15 protein-coding genes and 2 pseudogenes are annotated in these 16,304 nt (G+C 59.8%); 8 read left to right on the top strand and 9 right to left on the bottom strand.

The genetic code is table 11. The annotated features are described in order from the left end of the window. Window positions 1–7: 7 nt before the first annotated feature. Together PSPTO_RS10540 and PSPTO_RS30220 are read right to left on the bottom strand one after the other, a co-directional pair. Complete coding sequence (locus PSPTO_RS10540) at window positions 8–610, bottom strand: glutathione S-transferase family protein (RefSeq protein WP_005766893.1); 603 nt, start codon at window positions 608–610, stop codon at window positions 8–10. 39 nt (window positions 611–649) lie between these two features. Beyond that, window positions 650–804 (bottom strand): annotated as a pseudogene (locus tag PSPTO_RS30220) (PLP-dependent aminotransferase family protein); the annotation flags it as partial. Between PSPTO_RS30220 and PSPTO_RS10535 the strand changes: the two are divergent. After that, window positions 803–1,150, top strand: a pseudogene (locus tag PSPTO_RS10535) (benzoate/H(+) symporter BenE family transporter); the annotation flags it as partial. The pseudogenes PSPTO_RS30220 and PSPTO_RS10535 sit on opposite strands and share 2 nt — an antisense overlap. A 13-nt stretch (window positions 1,151–1,163) precedes the next feature. On the opposite strand, the gene PSPTO_RS10530 reads toward PSPTO_RS10535, so the two are convergent. Beyond that, window positions 1,164–2,108: a S66 peptidase family protein gene (locus tag PSPTO_RS10530; protein ID WP_032710620.1), complete on the bottom strand. Its 945-nt coding sequence runs from the start codon at window positions 2,106–2,108 to the stop codon at window positions 1,164–1,166. 221 nt (window positions 2,109–2,329) lie between these two features. Here PSPTO_RS10530 and PSPTO_RS10525 point away from each other — a divergent pair, with 221 nt between their 5' ends. Continuing rightward, complete coding sequence (locus PSPTO_RS10525) at window positions 2,330–3,337, top strand: NADP-dependent oxidoreductase (RefSeq protein ID WP_005766899.1); 1,008 nt, start codon at window positions 2,330–2,332, stop codon at window positions 3,335–3,337. 173 nt (window positions 3,338–3,510) lie between these two features. Here PSPTO_RS10525 and pyrF read toward each other — a convergent pair whose 3' ends face one another. After that, window positions 3,511–4,209, bottom strand: a complete 699-nt coding sequence (gene pyrF / locus PSPTO_RS10520; protein ID WP_024667462.1) for an orotidine-5'-phosphate decarboxylase — start codon at window positions 4,207–4,209, stop codon at window positions 3,511–3,513. A 291-nt stretch (window positions 4,210–4,500) separates the two neighbouring features. On the opposite strand from pyrF, the gene eat reads away from it, so the two are divergent. Together eat and PSPTO_RS10510 are read left to right on the top strand one after the other, a co-directional pair. Continuing rightward, window positions 4,501–5,865 (top strand): ethanolamine permease, encoded by a 1,365-nt coding sequence (eat, locus tag PSPTO_RS10515; RefSeq protein ID WP_005766903.1) that lies wholly within the window; start codon window positions 4,501–4,503, stop codon window positions 5,863–5,865. Between the two features lie 112 nt (window positions 5,866–5,977). Then, entirely contained in the window at window positions 5,978–6,145 is a 168-nt protein-coding gene (locus PSPTO_RS10510; RefSeq protein ID WP_005766904.1) for a DUF2897 family protein, read from the top strand. Between the two features lie 61 nt (window positions 6,146–6,206). Here the strand turns inward: PSPTO_RS10510 and PSPTO_RS10505 are convergent, their stop codons facing one another. After that, the gene (locus PSPTO_RS10505; protein ID WP_057443274.1) at window positions 6,207–7,034 is read right to left on the bottom strand and encodes a substrate-binding periplasmic protein; all 828 of its coding nucleotides are present in this window, start codon (window positions 7,032–7,034) and stop codon (window positions 6,207–6,209) included. 268 nt (window positions 7,035–7,302) lie between these two features. Between PSPTO_RS10505 and PSPTO_RS10500 the strand changes: the two genes are divergently transcribed. Then, window positions 7,303–7,845: an exonuclease domain-containing protein gene (locus PSPTO_RS10500; RefSeq protein WP_005766910.1), complete on the top strand. Its 543-nt coding sequence runs from the start codon at window positions 7,303–7,305 to the stop codon at window positions 7,843–7,845. A gap of 113 nt (window positions 7,846–7,958) precedes the next feature. After that, window positions 7,959–8,240: a pyrimidine/purine nucleoside phosphorylase gene (locus tag PSPTO_RS10495; protein ID WP_003378666.1), complete on the top strand. Its 282-nt coding sequence runs from the start codon at window positions 7,959–7,961 to the stop codon at window positions 8,238–8,240. Between the two features lie 53 nt (window positions 8,241–8,293). Here PSPTO_RS10495 and PSPTO_RS10490 read toward each other — a convergent pair whose 3' ends face one another. Further along, window positions 8,294–10,063 carry an ABC transporter transmembrane domain-containing protein gene (locus tag PSPTO_RS10490; protein WP_005766911.1) on the bottom strand — a complete coding sequence of 590 codons (1,770 nt, stop codon included), beginning with the start codon at window positions 10,061–10,063 and terminating at the stop codon, window positions 8,294–8,296. 287 nt (window positions 10,064–10,350) lie between these two features. Between PSPTO_RS10490 and PSPTO_RS29880 the strand changes: the two genes are divergently transcribed. After that, the gene (locus tag PSPTO_RS29880; RefSeq protein ID WP_003378668.1) at window positions 10,351–10,521 is read left to right on the top strand and encodes a PA1571 family protein; all 171 of its coding nucleotides are present in this window, start codon (window positions 10,351–10,353) and stop codon (window positions 10,519–10,521) included. 221 nt (window positions 10,522–10,742) lie between these two features. Here the strand turns inward: PSPTO_RS29880 and pdxB are convergent, their stop codons facing one another. From pdxB to rlmM, 3 genes are all read right to left on the bottom strand, one after another. Then, complete coding sequence (gene pdxB / locus PSPTO_RS10485; protein ID WP_005766914.1) at window positions 10,743–11,885, bottom strand: 4-phosphoerythronate dehydrogenase PdxB; 1,143 nt, start codon at window positions 11,883–11,885, stop codon at window positions 10,743–10,745. 88 nt (window positions 11,886–11,973) lie between these two features. Continuing rightward, window positions 11,974–12,228 carry a sulfurtransferase TusA gene (gene tusA / locus PSPTO_RS10480; RefSeq protein WP_005766916.1) on the bottom strand — a complete coding sequence of 85 codons (255 nt, stop codon included), beginning with the start codon at window positions 12,226–12,228 and terminating at the stop codon, window positions 11,974–11,976. A gap of 66 nt (window positions 12,229–12,294) precedes the next feature. After that, on the bottom strand, window positions 12,295–13,368 hold the full coding sequence (rlmM, locus tag PSPTO_RS10475) for a 23S rRNA (cytidine(2498)-2'-O)-methyltransferase RlmM (protein ID WP_011103806.1): 1,074 nt from the start codon (window positions 13,366–13,368) through the stop codon (window positions 12,295–12,297). A 179-nt stretch (window positions 13,369–13,547) separates the two neighbouring features. On the opposite strand from rlmM, the gene acnA reads away from it, so the two are divergent. Further along, complete coding sequence (gene acnA, locus PSPTO_RS10470) at window positions 13,548–16,292, top strand: aconitate hydratase AcnA (RefSeq protein WP_007244335.1); 2,745 nt, start codon at window positions 13,548–13,550, stop codon at window positions 16,290–16,292. The last annotated feature ends 12 nt before the right edge of the window (window positions 16,293–16,304 follow it).

Here is a 16,304-nt window from a genome sequence, read left to right as displayed (position 1 = left end):
GGGGGAGTCAGTCCAGCATGCCGATATAGCCCGGTTCAGCCTCGACCCGCTTCAACCAGCGGCGAATGCCCGTGTAGGGTTCCAGGTCAAAACCACCCTGATGCGCTACGTGGGTGTAGGCATACAAGGCGATGTCGGCGATGGAGAAATTGTCACCGACCAGAAACGGTGTGCGATGAAGCTGCTGCTCCATGACCGCCAGCGCTCGATAGCCGGACTTCTGCATGGCGCGATATTCGACCATGCGTTCGGCAGGCAAGCCCAGGTAGAACTGTATGAAACGCGCGACGGCCACTGACGGTTCGTGGCTGTATTGCTCGAAGAACTGCCATTGCAGCACTTGAGTCCGTAAACGTGGCTCGCTTGGCAAGTACCTGGAACCATCGGCGAGAAAATTGAGAATCGCGTTGGACTCCCACAGGCAGGTGCCGTCGTCCAGCTCCAGGACCGGAATCTTGCCGTTGGGGTTTTTTTCCAGAAACGCCGGGGTCTGGGTTTCGCCGTTGAGAATATTGACCGGCACCCACTCGTACTCGCTGCCCAGCAGGTTAAGCATCAGCTTGACCTTGTAGCAGTTGCCCGAGTTGTAATCGCCATAAACCTTGTACATCGCCCTGCTCCCTTGATATGCCCGTGACACCGAATCGGATCAAGCCGCTTGCAGATTCTGTGCTGTACGGACCACGGATGCCAGTCGTTTTATGCCTTCATCCAGGCGCGCCGGGTAGATGTGGCTGAAGTTCAGCCGCAAATGCCCGTGATTGGCGTCCGGGTCGGCAAAAACGGCTCGCCCGGCATGAAGGCCATCTGCACCAGCCCGCAGGCTCACGAAGACAAGGAAAAGCGCTACACAGCCGCGATCTGGTGCGGGATTTTCTATGCTGTTGCCGGGATTTTCGGCGCGACGCTGGCAGGCCTGTTCAGCGCATTCCCCAAGGAACTGATGCTCTCGATTGCCGCACTGGCGCTGCTCGGTTCGATCACCAATGGTCTGACCGTAGCCATGGCCGAGCCCCGGCAGCGCGAGCCTGCCCTGATTACCTTTATGGTGAGCGCGTCCGGGTTGACGCTGCTTTCCATAGGCTCGGCGTTCTGGGGCATTGTGGCCGGCTTGCTGACCCTGCTGATTCTGAATGCGCGCAAGGCTTGACCAAGCCGCTGTATCAGCTACGCGCGGCGGCGGATACCAGCAGCGTGCCGGCATCTGCATCAAGAATCGCCTGCGTGCCCAGTGGCACAGCCTGATTGAGATCGCCATGACCGACCGGCAGCCCACCAAGCACCGGAATGCCAAGCCCGCCGAGCCGTTCCATCAGCACATGGGCCGGGCTGATGGAGCCACCGGTGTTGGCTGCGGGGGTGAACTCGCCCACCGCGATACCTGCCAACTGCTTGAGAATGCCGCAGTTACCCAGATGGGTGAGCATGCGGTCGACCCGATAAGCGGGCTCGTTGACCTCTTCTATCAGCAGGATCGCCCCGCTCAGGTCCGGCATGAACGGCGTGCCGACAGAGGTGTCGAGAATGCACAGATTGCCGCCCAGCAGCAGGCCCCGAGCACCGCCAGCGGTTCTGACCCTGGCCGTTGGTGACGCCGGATCGGCCTTGAGCAGTACCGGCTCGCTGCTCATCAGCACATGGCGCATGCCACTGACGAACAGCCCACCGCGCTCCAACTGGGCAGCGACCGGCCCGTGAATGCTCGCCAGACGCGCATGGTTCCACAGCGCACCGTGCAACGCGGTGATGTCGGAAAAGCCGGTCACCAGTTTGGGGTCGCGCCGCACTGCGTCCATGTCAACCTGCTGAACAATCCGCTGCATGCCGTAACCACCGCGGTTGCAGATGACCGCACGGATTTCCGGATCGGCCAGCGCGGCGTTGAGGTCGGCAAGCCGCTCTTCGTCGGTGCCCGAATAGAACGAGTATTTGCCCAGTGCATGCGGATAGACACGCGGTCGCAATCCCCACCCCTTGAGCACTTCGACCGCCGCCTCAAGCTTCGCCGGGTCCACCGGGCCTGCCGGGGAAACCAGCGCCACAGCGTCGCCAGCTCGCAGAACTTGAGGGTGACGGGTGTTTGGAAAGGTCGAGGTCATTACGGTCATCCGGGCATTCATCAAGCAGGCAATGTAGATCAGCAGGTCGGGTGACTCAAGCCGCATTGGCAGTCGGCATGTGTCATCTGCAGATCAATATGAACGTCATAGCCACTGAGCACTCCTATCAACCACATGGATCAAACGGCATTCGCTGGATGATCCGTTCTTGCCTGAACACCGCTCCGAGGCTTGAATCCACCCATAAACCACTGTTACGAGGCCCCGCCATGACTGATTTATCCAACCGCCAGTTCCTGCTCGCCAAGCGTCCTTCGGGCGCTGTACGCCGTGATGACTTCACCTATCAGCAAGTGCCTGTCACCTCATTGGCAGACGGGCAGATTCTGGTCAGAAACAAATTCCTGTCGCTTGATCCGGCAATGCGGGGCTGGATGAATGACGGCAAGTCCTATATTCCGGCGGTGCAACTGGGCGAGGTGATGCGCGCGCTGGGTGTGGGCGAAGTGCTTGAATCGAAGAACCCGAAATTTGCCGCAGGCGATCACGTCCAGGGTGCGCTTGGCACTCAGGATTACTTTGCAGGCGAGCCGAAGGGTTTCTATAAGGTCGATACCAGCCTTGCACCGTTGCCGCTGTACCTGTCGGCACTGGGCATGACCGGCATGACCGCCTACCTGGCGCTGCTGGATGTCGGTCAGCCGAAAAGCGGTGACACCGTATTGATTTCCGGCGCAGCAGGCGCGGTCGGCAGCATTGCCGGGCAGATTGCCAAGCTCAAGGGCTGCCGAGTGGTCGGCATCGCCGGCGGCAAGGACAAATGCAGCCTGCTGACCAGCGAGCTGGGGTTCGATGCGGCCATCGATTACAAGTCCGAAGATGTCATGGACGCGATCAAGCGTCATTGCCCGGACGGCGTGAACGTGTACTTCGATAACGTCGGCGGCGATATTCTCGATGCAGCACTCAGCCAGTTGGCAGTCGGTGCGCGCGTGGTGATTTGCGGTGCCATCAGCCAGTACAACAACACCACAGCCATCAAAGGCCCGGCCAATTACATGTCATTGCTGGTCAACCGCGCTCGCATGGAGGGCTTCATTGTGCTGGACCACGCCGACCGCTTTGCCGAAGCAGGTCAGGTCATGGCCGGCTGGATCAAGGAAGGCAAGCTCAAGAGCAAGGAGCATATCGTAGAAGGCCTGGAGACATTCCCGGAGACCTTCCAGATGCTGTTCAATGGTGAAAACCAGGGCAAGCTGATATTGAAAGTTGAATAAAGCAGGCGTTTGGTACTCGCCCCAGTGGAAGTGACCGGGGCGGCGATCCGCGTTGTTCACAAAGAGGCCTGTGCGGTCGCTGAATGCCCCGCTGATCTGTTAATCCGCTTTCGCTAGCAAGCGAAGCGTCACCCGGCTCGCTCCCGCAGGGATAGACCCCGGCGTGCTTTTGATCAGGCCAGTTCGGCAACCACTGCGGCCAGTGCCTTGGCCGGGTCCGCTGCCTGGCTGATCGGCCGGCCGATCACGAGGTAGTCGGAACCCGCGTCCAGTGCCTGGCGCGGGGTCAGAATGCGACGTTGATCGTCCTGTGCGCTGCCCGCCGGGCGAATGCCTGGGGTGACCAGCTGCAGTGACGGGTGAGCGGCTTTAAGGGCCTGGGCTTCCAGCGCCGAACAGACCAGGCCATCCATACCGGCTTTTTCAGCCAGCGCTGCCAGGCGCAGCACCTGTACTTGCGGATCAATATCCAGGCCGATACCGGCAAGGTCTTCACGCTCCATACTGGTGAGTACGGTCACGCCGATCAGCAAAGGCTGAGGACCGGTGCGCTGCTCCAGCACTTCCCGGCACGCTGCCATCATGCGCAGCCCGCCCGAGCAATGCACGTTGACCATCCACACGCCCATCTCGGCAGCGGCCTTGACCGCCATCGCCGTGGTGTTGGGAATGTCATGAAATTTGAGATCCAGAAAAACATCGAAGCCCTTGCCGCGAAGGGCCTCGACGATGTCCGACGCACAGCTGGTGAACAGCTCCTTGCCAACCTTGACCCGGCACAGCTTGGGGTCGAGCTGATCAGCCAGGCGCATGGCGGCTTCGCGGGTCGGGAAATCCAGGGCGACGATGACAGGAGTCTGGCAGGCGGACATGAGCGTGGTCTCAGGTAAGTCGAAATCGGCGCGCATTGTAGCTGAACCAGCCCACAGGCGGGACCCATAGATCGACATTTGGCTGATGGGCGTCGCAAAAAGTCACGAATCGCTGCACCCGCGCAGTACGCCGCCGAGCTAGCCTGCACCAAACCTGCACAACACGATGACCTCGTTCGCCGCAGCGTTCTGTAAACGACCTGTTTTGAGGCAACACGACGGCGATCCGTGCACTGGCACGGCGTCTGCAACAGGATGTTTCATCGATTATCTAATCTCAGGGAGATAACAATGAGCACGCAACTCAAGCCTACGCTAGGCACGATACATCTATGGGGGATTGCCGTCGGGCTGGTGATCTCCGGCGAATACTTCGGCTGGAGTTACGGCTGGGGGGCAGCCGGGACCCTGGGCTTTTTGGTAACGGCCCTGATGGTTGCAACCATGTACACCTGTTTCATATTCAGTTTTACCGAACTGACCACCGCCATTCCTCACGCAGGCGGGCCGTTTGCCTACAGCCGCCGCGCCTTCGGAGAAAAAGGCGGGTTGATCGCCGGCATGGCGACCCTGATCGAATTCGTCTTTGCGCCACCGGCCATCGCCATGGCCATTGGTGCCTATCTCAACGTTCAGTACCCGGGCCTTGACCCCAAACACGCGGCGGTCGGTGCCTATATCGTGTTCATGGCGCTCAATATCGTAGGCGTGAAACTGGCTGCAACCTTTGAACTGGTGGTGTGCATCCTCGCAGTCGCCGAGTTGCTGGTGTTCATGGGCGTGGTCGCGCCAGCCTTCAGCTTCAGCAATTTTGCCCTCAATGGCTGGGCGGGCTCGCAGACTTTCGGGCCGCAAGCCATCGCCGGCATGTTCGCCGCCATCCCGTTTGCCATCTGGTTTTTCCTGGCCATCGAAGGCGCGGCAATGGCTGCCGAAGAAGCCAAGGACCCGAAACGTACCATCCCCAAAGCCTACATCAGCGGCATTCTGACTTTGGTGTTTCTGGCCATCGGCGTCATGCTGTTTGCCGGCGGGGTCGGTGACTGGCGCACCTTGGCCAACATCAACGACCCGCTGCCACAGGCCATGAAGGCGGTGGTCGGTGACAACTCCGGCTGGCTGCACATGCTGGTGTGGATTGGCCTGTTCGGCCTGGTAGCCAGCTTCCACGGCATCATCATGGGCTACTCGCGGCAGTTCTTCGCCCTGGCCCGCGCCGGTTACCTGCCTTCGTCACTGGCCAGACTGTCACGCTTTCAGACCCCGCACCGGGCAATCATCGCGGGCGGCCTTATCGGTATCGCCGCCATCTACAGTGACGGCCTGATCAATCTGAGCGGCATGACGCTGACCGCTGCAATGATCACCATGGCGGTGTTCGGGGCCATCGTCATGTACATCATGAGCATGCTCAGCCTGTTCAAACTGCGCAAGACCGAACCGAATCTGGAACGCAGCTTCCGTGCGCCTGGCTACCCTGTGGTGCCTGGCATTGCGCTGGCGCTGGCAGTCGTGTGCCTGGTGGCAATGGCCTGGTTCAACATGCTGATCGGCGTGATTTTTCTGGGTCTGATGGCCATCGGGTTCATCTATTTCAGTCTGACGGCCAAATCGCGCGCCGATGCACCGGCCGATTCGATGCTTACCGGCCAGTAACGTAAACAGAATTGCGTGCAAACAGGTTTGCACGCAATTCATTGCGGGCGCTTACACTTGAACCATTGAGCAATCCCGTTGCTCAAACCGGTATCACAACAAGGAGAGCGCTATGCCCTGGTATGCCTGGTTAATTCTGCTCGTAGCCATTGGCTCGATCGTCGGCGGTCTGATGATGCTGCGCGATACCGCCAAGAAACTGCCCCTCACCGAAGAACAGCTCAAACGCGTCCATGAGCGCAATGCGCAAATGGATGCAAAGGACGCCAAGGACCGCTGAAGCTGCTGAAGCTGCTGAAGCTGCACAGGATGGCAGGATCAAACCTGCCTCCCCTCCTCGCTTATTTCCCCGACGCCGCCGCGCTGACCGGCATGACCTTTATGTGCAGTGGCTGAAAGATCGCCGCCAGCTCGCCGTCCGCGCGTAACTTTTCCATCAACCTCACAAAGTGCGGCACATCAATGCTGCCGTTCGGGCGCAGCAGCGCGTATTGACGATAGATCTGATCGACACGTTCGGAGACCATCAATTGCGCGGCCTCATCTTTGTTATGTGCCATGAAATCAATCAGATAGGAACGGGTAACGGGGGCGATATCCGCACGCCCGCGCACCACCATCAGCAGGTTGCTGTCGTGGGAATACGTCGAGGTAACATTGAAGTGCTCACTCAGGTACTTCTGATCGGTATTGAAGTTGGCAAAGCCGTAATGATAGCCACTGAAAAGCGCCAGACGCTTGTCGGACAAATCGTCGAAGTAATTCTGTTCTCGCCCCTCGACCCGCCGTGCCACATAGACTTCGGCATCTTCAAGGCCCATGTCGACCGTCTGGTGTGGAATGTCTTTCCAGCCCCATTCAGGGTTTTCAAAAATCGCGACGTCGAAACGACCTTCCGAGAAGTCACGAAAGCGCCGGGGCACCGAGGTCGGAACCATCACGAACTGATAGTCACTCTGTTCGGCATTCAGGGCATCGACCAGCCTGGGCAACAGACCAGTGTCCTCACCCTTTTCAGGGCGCACCATGTAAGGGGGAAAATGCACCGCGGCAACGCGTACGACCTGCGCAGCAAAGACGTGCGGCGTCATAATCAGCGCAACGAACAGCGTCATTCCCGTCACGGCCGTGTTCACGACATTATCAATTACCACTGCAAGTCTTTTCATAAAACACGGCATTAATCAAAGCCCCCCACGCTATGCGGTTTCCTTGATTTAAACAACTGTCAAATCAACGACGCCAGCGTAGCGCATACCGCTCGACGCTTTGAACAGATGACCGAACACGACGATCTCACTGGAGGCACCAATGCAATAACACGCGGTCACTGTATGGGCGGTGTGAAACACGCTGCTGCCCGCACGCCGCCAGGCACGAGCGTAACGCATTAATGTGGCTACGCTGAAGCCATTGACTATCGAAGGGAGCTTGATGATGCCGCATTGGCTGGTGATTGATCTGGAGGCGACTACCGAAGAAGGTGGCTGGCCGGTCGCAGAAATGGAAGTCATCGAGATAGGTGCGACGCTGGTCAATCAGGATGGGCGCGAGCTGGACCATTTCGAACGCTTCGTACGCCCCGCACGCAGGCCGCTGTTGACTCATTTTTGCAAGGAGCTGACCCATATCAGCCAGAGCAACATCGACAGCGCTGCGCCGCTGACCACCGTATGGCCGCAGTTCGAGCGCTGGCTGAGCCATCATCGCGCCCGAGTAGTGGGCTGGGCCAGTTGGGGGGATTATGATCGTCAGCAACTGGAAGAAGAATGGCGCCGTCATCAACTTGGCAGTGCGTTGTCCAGCATGCCGCATGTCAATCTCAAACAACGTTTCGCACAAGCCCGTCAGTTGCAAAAACCGGTGGGGCTGAACAGTGCGTTGCAGCTGGCGGGTATGCAGTTCAGCGGGCAACAGCACAGGGCGCTGGTAGATGCGCGTAATACCGCCAGGCTTTTGCCGCTGATTCTGCCCAACTGAATGTTGCAGCACCTGAACACTTATTCACTGTCGAGCTGCAATGGACGTGACGACTTTTAACCTGTTGGGCATACTGGCAAACCTTTTTCAGCCCTTTCATCAAGGAACCGCCCATGTTCAAGGTCAACGAGTACTTCGACGGCACCGTCAAATCCATCGCCTTCAGTCAGGCCGAAGGTCAGGCAACTATTGGTGTGATGGCAGCGGGAGAATATGAGTTCGGCACTGCACAGCGGGAAATCATGCATGTGATCTCTGGCGAATTGAACGTCAAACTCCCGGACAGCACCGACTGGGAAACTTTCTCCACCGGCAGCCAGTTCAATGTACCCGCCAACAGCAAGTTTCAGCTCAAAGTCAGCGTCGATACCGCGTACCTGTGCGAGTACCGCTGAACCTGAACGAGTGGGAGGCTTGACCTCCCACTGCTGCCCTCGCCTTCCCGCCGTTATTCGACACCGGCATTGAACTGCAACGCCGCCAGCCGTGCATACAGCGGGTTGCTGGCAATCAGTTGCTGATGAGTGCCTACCGCCACCAGTTGCCCTTGATCCATCACCGCGATGCGGTCAGCATTCTGCACCGTCGCCAGACGGTGAGCGATGACCAGCGTGGTACGGCCTTTCATCAAGCTGGGCAAGGCTTGTTGAATCAGGTGTTCGCTTTGCGCATCCAGCGCGCTGGTAGCCTCGTCCAGCAGTAAAATCGGCGCATCGACCAGCAAGGCACGAGCAATCGCCAGACGCTGGCGCTGCCCACCCGACAACCCCAGCCCGCCCTCGCCCAGATGAGTGCGGTAACCGTCAGCCATTTCCAGAATGAACTCGTGGGCATGGGCGATACGTGCCGCTGCCTGCACCTGTTCAAAGCTTGCGTTGACGTTGCCGTAACGAATGTTGTCCTCGACGCTGCCAAAAAACAAACCAGGCGTTTGCGACACCATTGCAAAGCAGCGACGCAGGTCATGGGGATCGAGCTGCACGGCCGGCACGCCCTCGATCAGAATGCGTCCACAGCCTGGGTCGTAAAAACGCAGCAGCAGGTCGAAGATCGTTGACTTGCCCGCGCCGGACGGCCCTACCAAAGCCAGGGTTTCGCCGGGCTCTACGGTCAGGGTCAGGTCATCGACCGCATTACGCTCGGGGCGCGACGGATAGGCGAAACTGACGCCCTCCAGTGCAAGCCCGCCGCTGATACGTTGCGGCAGGGTCTGCAGACCGGTGGTTGGCGCGCTGATCTCGCTGCGCGCCTGCAGCAACTCGCCGATCCTCTCGGCCGCACCGGCGGCGCGCTGCAGCTCGCCGATCACCTCGCTCAACGTGCCGAACGCCATACCGACCACCAGCGCGTAAAACACGAAGGCCGCCAGTTCACCACTGGAAATGCGGCCGCTGATCACATCCATGCCGCCCACCCACAACATCACCGCCACCGCCCCCAGCACCAGAACGATAACCAGCGTGATCAGCCAGGAGCGTTGCAGGATTCGCTTGCGCGCGGTATCGAACGCCTGTTCGACGGTGTGGGCAAAACGCTGTTTGTCCTGTTGCTGATGGTTATAGGCTTGCACCGTCTTGATCTGCCCCAACGCCTCGGCCACATAGCTGCCGACATTGGCGACGCGGTCCTGGCTCTCGCGCGACAGAGTGCGCACTCGCCGACCGAACATGAGAATCGGCGCGATGATCAACGGCAAGGCCACCACCACGATGCTGGTGAGCTTGGGGTTGGTGATGAACAGCAGTACGATCCCGCCGACGACCATCAAAGCATTGCGCAGGAACATCGACAGCGACGAGCCGATGACCGACTGCAACAGCGTGGTGTCGGCGGTCAGGCGCGACTGGATTTCCGAACTACGGTTGTTTTCATAAAACCCCGGATGCAGTTCGATCAAGTGGTCAAAGACCTTCTTGCGCAGATCCGCCACCACACGCTCGCCGATCCACGACACCAGATAAAAGCGACTGAAAGTGCCTATGGCCAGGCCCACCGTCAGCAGCATGAAGAACCCGATCGAGCGTTCGAGCAATTGCGGCGAACGGGTCATGAAACCCTGATCGATCATCAACTTGATGCCCTGCCCGATCGACAGCGTGATGCCCGCAGTAACGACCAGTGCCAACAATGCGCCAAGCGCCTGCCAGCGGTAAGGTGCGATAAAACTTGCGGCCAGACGAATCGCCTGGCGTTGACGCCTGGAAACCAGTGAAATCATGAAAAATGAACCTGCCTGTGTGCCCGAGCTGTCTGAACCGCAAAGCCTACACCTGTCACGCCGGGCGTGCTGCGCATCATTGCAAGTGAACTTGCGCCGCATTTGAAAGGTCAGGTTATGTCTGCTTGACAGAGAACGCTATAAGAGATCGATCTAAGCGCCTGCTGGCAGATTTACATCATTTCTGTTGCACTGGTATCGCGTTTGAGCGGCTGACAGCACCTGTCACGGACCGGTCATCAAGCGCGGTTAATTTAACGCCGTTATCTGATGAAAGGAGATACACCATGAGCCTGCAAGAGCGCAGCAACGAAGTTCAAGTCGTTCGAGCCACGCCCAATCTGCCGGTTGGCGGTGCAATTCTCGACCAGCACGGGCAAGAAGTCCTGATCACCGAAGAAATGGTTCAGGCTGCCTGCCAGGAATGCGACAAGAACTGGGTCACCCCGGAAAAATAATACCGAGCGACACCTCATCTTGAAACCCGACCTCCAGGTCGGGTTTTTTATGCCAGGCAAAGTCTTAGGCTCTGTACGAAAAGTGGCTGCGCTCGGTGATGCTGCGTTAAAAACAGGCTCGGAATGCTCATTTACAACCCGTAGAGTCGGGCGCGACCCCGGCCGTTCCTCGCCTGTTTTTGCTTTGCCTGACCTTCGCTCGCCGACTTTTCGTACAGAGCCTAAACCCGCACCGCCCCCAGCGCCCGGATCAGTTGCGTCAGCGTGTCGGACTCGCCTTCCAGGTGAACCTTCAGCCCTTCGATTTCCCGACGGGGCGGGTAATGTTTGCGCAGCGCATCGAAGGCCAGTCGCTGGCTGGCGGTGTCGCCGGTCAGGCTGCGACGGAAATCCGCATCGTCACGGCGCGGGTCGTATACGCCGCGGCACAGCATGTTCAAGGCCCACTGCGGGTCAGTGGCAGCGTCGAGGCTGACTTGCGCCAGCCAAGGGGTTGGCAGCAGGTCAGCGAGGCTGATCGCCGCCGGCTGATCGAGAAAGGTGCACAGTGCCTGATAGATCTGCGCAGTGCCGCGCTGCCTGCCGTCGAGACTGTAACCCGCGATGTGCGGCGTGCCGATGACGCAAAGGTCAGCCAGCGCCACGTTGACCTGCGGTTCGCCTTCCCACACATCGAGCACGGCTTGCAGGTCTTCACGTTCAAGCATGACATCGTGCAGTGCGCGGTTATCCACCACCGCGCCACGGCTGGCATTGATCAGCCAGGCGCCTTGCCTGAGCTGACGCAGACGCGCTTCGTCGAGCAGGTGCCAGGTGGGTGACTGGCCGCTCTTGTCCAACGGCGTGTGCAGGCTGATCACGTCACAGCGCTGCAGAATCTCATCAAGGCTGACGAAGTCACCGCCTTCGGCAGACTGGCGTGGCGGGTCGCAGACCAAAACCTTCCAGCCCAGTGCTTTGAGCACCGCAATCAGCCGCCCCCCCACCTGCCCCGCACCGACCACGCCGTAGGTGCGCTGGCGCAGATCGACGCCTTCGATTTCCGCCAGGGTCAGCAGGCTGCCCAGTACATAATCCACCACACCACGCGCATTGCAGCCCGGTGCGCTGGACCATTGGATCGCGGCGTCCTGAAAGTAGGCCAGGTCCAGATGATCAGTACCAATGGTGCAGGTGCCGACGAAACGCACCGGGCTGCCCTCAAGCATCTCGCGGGTCACCGGCGTCACGGAACGCACCAGCAATACATCGGCGTCGGCTACTGCAGCGCGGTCGATGGAGCGGCCTGGCAGGCGGCGAATTTCGCCGAAACCGGCAAAAAAGGCGTCGAGCAGGGGAATGTTTTCGTCAGCAACAATGCGCATGGAAGCCTCTCAAGATCTGGCGGACAGGGGCCGGCCCACAGCGTGAACAGGCGCGTCGTGAACAAGCGCGGTTGCAGCGATGTGGCGGTCAGTCGGACTTTTTACGGATCCAGTACAGGAACGTGCTCTCTTCTGCCTGCTCGGCCACCAGTTCATGGCCGAGAAAGACGCAGAATTTCGGGATGTCACGGCACGTGGACGGATCGGTCGCAATCACCTTGAGCAGGCCACTTGGGGGCAGATCACGGACTTTCTGGTGCAGCATCATCACCGGTTCCGGGCAGAACAGTCCGGTGGCGTCCAGAACGGCGTCGACGGTGAGGCTTTCAATGGGTTCAGACATGGGGCACTCCAGCGGCGGGTGGCTATTGTCGCTCAAATCAGCAGGTACGATAAGCGTCAGCTTGCCTCACTTGCGGGCCGCTTTGGCCACATCCAGCCTGCGCAGGTGGCAAGTGACTTCCTCGCGGTCATGGTAAAGCTGCTTGCAGCCAATCGATACCCGCACACCGCGCGCCTGAAAACCTTCTTCGATGCGGTCGAGCAAGCGGCGCACTTCAGCGTAGCGCTGTTTCATCGGCAGCTTGAGGTTGACCACTGCTTCACGGCACAGCCCTTCACCCAGCCAGGTTTCCAGCAAGGCCGCATTGCGCGCCGGTTTTTCGACGATGTCACAGACCATCCAGTCCACAGGGTGACGAGGCTTGTAGGTAAAACCGTCCGCCATCAAGTGCTGCACCAGCCCGGTGTCCATCAGGCTTTCGGCCATCGGGCCATTGTCGATGGCGGTCACCAGCATTCCCCGGCGCACCAGTTGGTAGGTCCAGCCGCCGGGCGCTGCGCCCAGATCCACACCCGTCATGTCCCCCGAAAGACGCTCGTCCCACTGATCTCTGGGGATAAAGTGGTGCCACGCTTCTTCGAGCTTCAAGGTCGAGCGACTGGGTGCTTCGCGGGGGAACTTCAAGCGCGGGATGCCCATCGGCCACATCGCCGAGTTATCGGCTTCGGCCAGGCCGAGAAACACTTCGCGACCGCTCTTGAAGGTCAGCAGCAGGCGCGGTTTGCGTGGGTCATCGACCAGCTTGCCAGCCTGGGTCAGGGCCTTGCGCAGGGGTGCCTCGAACTTCTTGCAGAAATTCGACAGCTCCTTGCCATCGTTGGTATCCACAACTTCCAGCCACAGGCTGCCGCAGGTCGGGAACGTCGACAGTTGCGCAAGAATCACGCTGATGCGGTCGGTTTCCGGCAGATCAAGGAACAGGCCCCGCGCCCACTGACGAGGGAAGATCAACGTGTCGAAGCGCTGACCGTTCATTAGCCGTTCGGCGCCATCCGCTTCAGTGCAGATGAATTCGGCGCAGGCCGTGTCGGGTCGCGCCTTGGCGTAACCGGAAACGTCCAGGCGTGCAGCGAGGTCGGCGATCTCCGAACAGACTTCGCCCTCAAAACCGGGCCGGCAGTGCATAAACAGCGTATTCATGGGTTACTCCTGATCGGGCGTAACCCCGCAGACGTCAAAGGCGCGCATGATAACGGAATCAGGAACCACTGGCGCGGCCAGACAGTCCACAGAACCTGAAGCCTGATGCGGCGCTCCCTACCTGATGCACATGGAGCCCGTGACCCAATGCTCGGAGATCATTCCAAAAGGAGACATTCATGCCCTCCCTCGATAGCCTGAAAAGCCTGAAAACACTCGACATCGATAACAAGACCTACCACTACTTCAGCCTGCCGGAAGCCGCCCGCTCGCTCGGCGACCTGGACAAGCTGCCCATGTCGCTCAAGGTGCTGCTGGAAAACCTGCTGCGCTGGGAAGACAACAAGACCGTCACCGGCAACGACCTCAAGGCCATCGCCGACTGGCTGACCGAGCGCCGCTCGGACCGGGAAATCCAGTACCGCCCCGCCCGTGTGCTGATGCAGGACTTTACCGGCGTGCCTGCAGTGGTCGATCTGGCCGCCATGCGCGCTGCCGTGGCCAAGGCAGGTGGCGATCCGCAGCGGATCAATCCGCTGTCGCCGGTCGATCTGGTCATCGACCACTCGGTGATGGTCGACAAGTTCGGCAACGCCGAGGCGTTCGGTGAGAACGTCGACATTGAAATGCAGCGCAACGGCGAGCGCTATGCGTTTCTGCGTTGGGGCCAGAGCGCCTTCGACAACTTCAGCGTCGTGCCGCCCGGCACCGGTATTTGCCATCAGGTGAACCTGGAATACCTGGGCCGCACTGTCTGGACCAAAGAGCAAGACGGTCGTACCTACGCGTTCCCCGACACGCTGGTCGGCACTGACTCGCACACCACGATGATCAACGGCCTTGGCGTATTGGGCTGGGGCGTGGGCGGGATCGAAGCCGAGGCGGCGATGCTCGGCCAGCCGGTATCGATGCTGATCCCGGAAGTGATCGGTTTTAAACTGACCGGCAAATTGAAAGAAGGTATTACCGCCACCGATCTGGTGCTGACCGTAACGCAGATGCTGCGCAAGAAAGGCGTGGTCGGCAAGTTCGTCGAATTCTATGGCGATGGCCTGGCGGATCTGCCACTGGCCGACCGTGCGACCATTGCCAACATGGCTCCGGAGTATGGCGCGACCTGCGGTTTCTTCCCGGTCGACGAGGTGACGCTGGATTACCTGCGCCTGTCCGGCCGCCCCGACGAGACCGTGAAGCTGGTCGAGGCCTATTGCAAGGCGCAAGGGCTGTGGCGTCTGGCAGGTCAGGAACCGGTGTTCACCGACAGCCTGGAACTGGACATGACCACCGTGGAAGCCAGCCTCGCCGGCCCCAAACGTCCGCAAGACCGCGTGGCGTTGCCACAGGTGGCCAAGGCGTTTGATGACTTTCTCGGTTTGCAGGTCAAGCCGGCCAAGGTCGACGAGGGCCGGCTGGAAAGCGAGGGCGGCGGCGGTGTCGCGGTGGGCAACGAAGCACAGGTCGGTGGCGAAACCCAGTATGAATACAACGGCCAGACCTACCCTCTGAGAGACGGCGCGGTGGTGATCGCGGCCATCACCTCCTGCACCAATACCTCCAACCCCAGTGTGATGATGGCCGCCGGCCTGGTGGCGAAAAAAGCGGTCGAAAAAGGCCTGCAACGCAAACCTTGGGTGAAGAGCTCGCTGGCACCTGGCTCCAAGGTTGTGACCGATTACTACGACGCAGCGGGCTTGACACCTTATCTGGAAACGCTGGGCTTCAATCTGGTGGGCTATGGCTGCACGACCTGCATCGGTAACTCCGGGCCGCTGCTGGAGCCGATCGAAAAAGCCATTCAGCAGTCCGACCTGACCGTCGCCTCCGTGCTGTCGGGTAACCGCAACTTCGAGGGCCGCGTCCATCCGCTGGTCAAGACCAACTGGCTGGCCTCGCCACCCCTGGTGGTGGCGTACGCGCTGGCAGGTTCGGTGCGCACCGACATCAGCAGTGAACCGCTGGGCGAAGGCTCGGACGGCAAACCGGTTTACCTACGCGACATCTGGCCCAGCCAGCAAGAGATCGCCGACGCAGTCGCAAGCGTGAACACCGGGATGTTCCACAAGGAATACGCCGAAGTCTTTGCCGGCGACGAGCAGTGGCAAGCCATCGAGGTGCCGCAGGCTGCCACTTATGTCTGGCAGGAAGACTCCACCTACATTCAGCACCCGCCGTTCTTCGAAGACATCGGCGGCCCGCTGCCCGTGATCGAAGATATAGAAGACGCACGCATTCTGGCGCTGCTGGGCGATTCGGTAACCACCGACCACATCTCCCCTGCCGGCAATATCAAAGCGGACAGCCCGGCCGGCCGCTATCTTCAAGAGAAAGGCGTCGCGTATCAGGACTTCAACTCATACGGTTCACGCCGTGGCAACCATGAAGTGATGATGCGCGGCACCTTTGCCAACATCCGTATCCGCAACGAAATGCTCGGTGGCGAAGAAGGCGGCAACACGGTGCACGTACCTTCCGGCGAAAAACTGGCGATCTACGACGCGGCCATGCGCTATCAGGCTGAAAGTACACCGCTGGTGATCGTCGCGGGCCTGGAATACGGCACCGGATCGAGCCGCGACTGGGCGGCCAAAGGCACCAATCTGCTGGGCGTGAAGGCGGTCATTGCCGAAAGTTTTGAGCGGATTCACCGCTCCAATCTGGTCGGCATGGGCGTGCTGCCGTTGCAATTCAAAAACGGTCAGACCCGCAAGACATTGGCCCTTACCGGCAAGGAAACCCTGAAAATCACCGGCCTGACCAACGCCGACGTGCAACCAGGCATGAGCCTGACCCTGCACATCAACCGCGAGGACGGCAGCAAGGAAACGGTCGACTTGCTGTGCCGCATCGACACGCTTAACGAAGTGGAATACTTCAAGTCCGGCGGCATTCTGCATTATGTGCTGCGGCAACTGATCGCTTCGTGATACGCAATGCCT

The sequence above is a fragment of the Pseudomonas syringae pv. tomato str. DC3000 genome, from assembly GCF_000007805.1.
Lineage (GTDB): Bacteria > Pseudomonadota > Gammaproteobacteria > Pseudomonadales > Pseudomonadaceae > Aquipseudomonas > Aquipseudomonas avellanae.
This window is presented reverse-complemented; position numbering and strand designations above follow the sequence as displayed.

What these genes read in the sequence shown, in the direction of transcription:
- pdxB (WP_005766914.1), bottom strand. Translation starts at nt 11,885, where the DNA reads ATGCGCATTGTTGCTGACGAAAACATTCCCCTGCTCGACGCCTTTTTT.
- PSPTO_RS10510 (WP_005766904.1), top strand. Translation starts at nt 5,978, where the DNA reads ATGCCCTGGTATGCCTGGTTAATTCTGCTCGTAGCCATTGGCTCGATC.
- PSPTO_RS29880 (WP_003378668.1), top strand. Translation starts at nt 10,351, where the DNA reads ATGAGCCTGCAAGAGCGCAGCAACGAAGTTCAAGTCGTTCGAGCCACG.
- eat (WP_005766903.1), top strand. Translation starts at nt 4,501, where the DNA reads ATGAGCACGCAACTCAAGCCTACGCTAGGCACGATACATCTATGGGGG.
- PSPTO_RS10530 (WP_032710620.1), bottom strand. Translation starts at nt 2,108, where the DNA reads ATGACCGTAATGACCTCGACCTTTCCAAACACCCGTCACCCTCAAGTT.
- pyrF (WP_024667462.1), bottom strand. Translation starts at nt 4,209, where the DNA reads ATGTCCGCCTGCCAGACTCCTGTCATCGTCGCCCTGGATTTCCCGACC.
- acnA (WP_007244335.1), top strand. Translation starts at nt 13,548, where the DNA reads ATGCCCTCCCTCGATAGCCTGAAAAGCCTGAAAACACTCGACATCGAT.
- PSPTO_RS10505 (WP_057443274.1), bottom strand. Translation starts at nt 7,034, where the DNA reads ATGAAAAGACTTGCAGTGGTAATTGATAATGTCGTGAACACGGCCGTG.
- rlmM (WP_011103806.1), bottom strand. Translation starts at nt 13,368, where the DNA reads ATGAATACGCTGTTTATGCACTGCCGGCCCGGTTTTGAGGGCGAAGTC.
- PSPTO_RS10525 (WP_005766899.1), top strand. Translation starts at nt 2,330, where the DNA reads ATGACTGATTTATCCAACCGCCAGTTCCTGCTCGCCAAGCGTCCTTCG.
- tusA (WP_005766916.1), bottom strand. Translation starts at nt 12,228, where the DNA reads ATGTCTGAACCCATTGAAAGCCTCACCGTCGACGCCGTTCTGGACGCC.
- PSPTO_RS10500 (WP_005766910.1), top strand. Translation starts at nt 7,303, where the DNA reads ATGCCGCATTGGCTGGTGATTGATCTGGAGGCGACTACCGAAGAAGGT.
- PSPTO_RS10495 (WP_003378666.1), top strand. Translation starts at nt 7,959, where the DNA reads ATGTTCAAGGTCAACGAGTACTTCGACGGCACCGTCAAATCCATCGCC.
- PSPTO_RS10490 (WP_005766911.1), bottom strand. Translation starts at nt 10,063, where the DNA reads ATGATTTCACTGGTTTCCAGGCGTCAACGCCAGGCGATTCGTCTGGCC.
- PSPTO_RS10540 (WP_005766893.1), bottom strand. Translation starts at nt 610, where the DNA reads ATGTACAAGGTTTATGGCGATTACAACTCGGGCAACTGCTACAAGGTC.